The 3,642-nt window shown below is 63.5% G+C and carries 4 protein-coding genes; all 4 read right to left on the bottom strand.

What is annotated here, in order from left to right; all coding sequences use genetic code 11:
* Nucleotides 1-1,125, bottom strand: a 1,125-nt coding sequence (locus tag B4E36_RS11405; protein WP_345900364.1) for a sulfatase, incomplete at its 3' end; no start/stop codon positions are given.
* On the bottom strand, nt 1,104-2,072 hold the full coding sequence (locus B4E36_RS11400; RefSeq protein ID WP_292053202.1) for a carbohydrate kinase family protein: 969 nt from the start codon (nt 2,070-2,072) through the stop codon (nt 1,104-1,106). The genes B4E36_RS11405 and B4E36_RS11400, both read right to left, overlap by 22 nt.
* Nucleotides 2,073-2,082: 10 nt before the next feature.
* Nucleotides 2,083-3,084, bottom strand: a complete 1,002-nt coding sequence (locus B4E36_RS11395; protein ID WP_292053203.1) for an ABC transporter ATP-binding protein — start codon at nt 3,082-3,084, stop codon at nt 2,083-2,085.
* A 4-nt stretch (nt 3,085-3,088) separates the two neighbouring features.
* Nucleotides 3,089-3,642, bottom strand: a 554-nt coding sequence (locus B4E36_RS11390; RefSeq protein WP_345900363.1) for a carbohydrate ABC transporter permease, incomplete at its 5' end; no start/stop codon positions are given.

Raw genomic sequence — 3,642 nt, 5'->3', positions numbered from 1 at the left:
GCCGATCATCGCCGGGTTCTGATTGCGGATACCCTCCCATGTCAGCGAGCCATAGAGATCGCCGGAGAAGGGGAAATCGAGCTGCCAGGCGACATTGCGGTGATATTTGTAGCGCGTGGTGCGCATGAAGCGCGTCGGCCAGTAATTGGTGATCTCGTGGAAGGTGTGCGAGCCGAACACGGCCTGCCAGTCATCCTCAAGCTTCTCCGATTCGAGGATCGGGAGCAGGGAGCGGCCCTTTCGGAGCCCGGGCGGCGGCGCATGGCCCGCCCAGTCGAGAAAGGTCGGCAGGATATCGGTGAAGGAGACCAGATTGGGGTTTTCTACGCCCGCGTGACCACCGGGCCTGCGGATGATCAGCGGCAGATGCACGCCGGCATCGTAAAGCGTGGTCTTGGAATTGAGGAAGGGCGAACCGTTGTCGGAGAGGAAGACGACGAGCGTGTCATCGGAAAGCCCTGCCTTTTCCAGTTCATCGAGAACCATGCCGACGCCCTGATCGAGGCGGTGGATCGAGCGGTAATAATCGGCCAGTTCGTGGCGCACCTCCGGCAGGTCGGTCAGGAAGGGCGGCACGGTCACTGCTTCGGGCGCAAAGATGCGATCCTCGACGCCGGGATAGGCGCGGTCATTGCCGAAGCCGCCGCGGGTCTCGTCGCGATGCGGATCAATGAAGCCGATGGTGAGGAAGAAGGGCTTTTGCTCCGCTTTCGCGTCCCGGAAAAAGGCAGCGGCGCGGTCGGCCGCCCAGCGCACATCGCGCTGCCAGCTCTCCTCGCGCACCTGCCATGGATAGACCGCATCCGGGCCGACATGGATCTTGCCGATAATCCCGGTCTTCATGCCGGCGGCGTTCAGAAGAGCCGGGGCGGTTTCCACATGATCGAAGGTCATGAAGTGGTGATTGTCGTGGTTGAGGCCGTATTGTCCGGTCTCATGCGTGTGCAGGCCGGTATAGATCACCGAGCGGCTGGCCGAGCACGAGGCGGTGGAGGTGAACGCCATGTCGAAGCGTGTGCCGGTTTCGGCAAGCCGGTCGATATTGGGCGTCGCGATCGCGGCCTCGCCGTAGCAGCCAGTCATGCGTCCGAGATCGTCGGCGATCAGGAGGAGGATATTGCGCATGGAGCCGCACGCCTTTCCGGGACGATGGCATCGCCGCTGCGGGGAAATTCGCTGATCACCGCGGAGGCGACGTCGATGCCGCGCCTCAGCGCCGCGCGCTCGGATAGGCCTTGCGCGACGGCGCTCAGATAGCCTGCGTTGAAGGCGTCGCCGGCGCCCACCGTGTCGATTACGTCGAGAGGGAGGGCCTGTTCGATAATATAGTTGCGATGTCGGTAGCAGGCGGCGCCTTCCGGACCGCGTTTCACCACAAGGGCGGCATCGGCGCGCATATGGGGGGCGAGCGCCCGGCAGGCGGCATGCACGGCGTTCTCGCCGGATAGCCCGAGCGCTTCCTTATCGTTCAGCAGAATGTGGTCGGCAAGACCGATCCATGCGCGGGCAATGCCGATGGCGTCATCGTTCCAGCCGTCGCCCGGCCAGCCGGGATCGATGGCGATGGTTGCACCACGCGCCCTCAGCCGCTTCAGAAACGCCGTGTGCTCGGCCATCAGGCCGGGCAGGGCGAAGCCGCCGGAGACCAGCGCGATCGCGCCAGCAAGCGGCCAGTCTTCCAACGCTGAGGAGAAGAAGGCGGCATCGAGCCCGTCGAGATGGCCGTTGGTGGAAAAGAAGCTGCGCTCGCCGCCGGTCTGCAAGATGCCGACGGAGATCGATGTCGGGCCGGGCCGGACGGCGATCCGGTCGAGGGCGCTGGCGAACTGGTGGGTGATCATCGCGCCTGCCGCATCGCTGCCCGTTGCGGAGACGAGGCCGACGGGATGGTCCAGACGCTGGAGCACGAGCGCGGTATTGGCCGCCGATCCGCCGATGCGGAAATCCGATCTTGAAAGAAAAATCTCCGTTCCCCATTCCGGCCAGTCGTCGATACTGCCGGTCACGAGGTCGAGATTGGCATTGCCGATGACGCAGATCGGGCGCGGCGGTTCGGTTGGTCTGCTGTTCATGCCCAGCCCCCTAGATCGCCGCGCCGGCAGCGTCGAAGCGATGCAGCGCCGTCTCGTCGGGTGTCACGAACACGCGTTCGCCGGCTTCGAAATCCTGCGCGCCCGGTGCGCGGACATTAAGCATGCCGGCATTTTCGGTTTCGACGTGAATGTAAGTATCGCTTCCAAGTTCCTCTGAAAGCAGCACTTTCCCGCTCCAGAGGCCATCCTCGCGCGAAATCGCGAGATGCTCCGGGCGGATGCCGCAGGCCGCTGCGCCGAACCCGTCTGCGATGTCGCCCTCGATCACATTCATGCGCGGCGAGCCGATGAATTCCGCGACGAAACGGCTGGCGGGCTTCATGTAAAGCTCCATCGGCGTGCCGACTTGTTCCACATGGCCTGCGTTCAGCACCACGATCCGGTCGGCAAGCGTCATCGCCTCGACCTGGTCATGGGTCACATAGATCATGGTCACGCCCTTCATGCGCTTGTGAAGCGCCGCGATCTCGATGCGGGTATCGACCCGAAGTGCCGCATCGAGGTTCGACAGGGGCTCGTCGAACAGGAAGATGCGCGGCTGGCGGGTGATCGCCCGGCCGATGGCGACGCGCTGGCGCTGGCCGCCGGAAAGCTGCCGCGGCTTGCGGTCGAGATAGGGTGTGATCTGCAGCATCTCGGCCGCCTCGCGAATGCGCTTGTCGGCCTCCGCCTTGTCCAGCTTCGCCTGTTCCAGGCCGAAGGCCATGTTCTCATAGACCGTCATATGCGGGTAAAGCGCGTAGGACTGGAACACCATGGAGATGCCGCGCTTTGCCGGCAGCACGTTGTTGACGCGCTCGCCGTCGATCATCAGGTCGCCGCCGGAAATATCCTCCAGCCCGGCGATCAGCCGCAACAGCGTGGACTTGCCGCAGCCCGACGGGCCGACGAAGACGACGAATTCTCCCTTTTCGAGGTTGAGGTCGATATCCTTCAGCACCTCGACATGGCCGAAGGACTTGCAGATTTTCTTCAGTTCGATGGAGGCCATGAGATTATCCTTTCACGGCGCCGGCGGTGAGGCCGGAAACGATTTTGCGCTGGAAGACGAGGACGAGCGCGATTAGCGGCACGGTGACGATCACGGACGCCGCCATGATGTTGCCCCACGGCACCTCGAACTCGGAAAGGCCCGAGATCATCGCGATTGCCACCGGCACGGTGCGCTGGCTGTCGGTCGACAGGAAGGTGAGGGCGAACAGGAATTCGTTCCAGGCGTGGATGAAGGCGAGCAGCCCGGTGGTGACCATCGCTGGCCACATCAGCGGCAGGAAGATGCGGCGGATGATGGTGAACGACGAGGCCCCGTCCATGATCGCCGCCTCCTCGATCTCGATCGGCATGTCGCGCATGAAGGTGGTCAGCACCCAGACGGTGAAGGGCAGGGTGAAGATCATGTAGGAGAACACCAGAGACCACAGCGAATTGAACAGGCCGAAATTGCGGATCAGCTCGAACAGGCCGGAAAGCACCGCGATCTGCGGAAACATCGACACCGACAGGATGGTGAACAGCAGCAGTCCGCGCCCCCTGAAGCGGATGCGGCTCA

The organism is Martelella sp. UBA3392, assembly GCF_002358775.1.
Lineage (GTDB): Bacteria > Pseudomonadota > Alphaproteobacteria > Rhizobiales > Rhizobiaceae > Martelella > Martelella mediterranea.
Note: the sequence above shows the minus strand (reverse complement) of the source record. Positions and strands in the feature narration are given on the sequence as shown.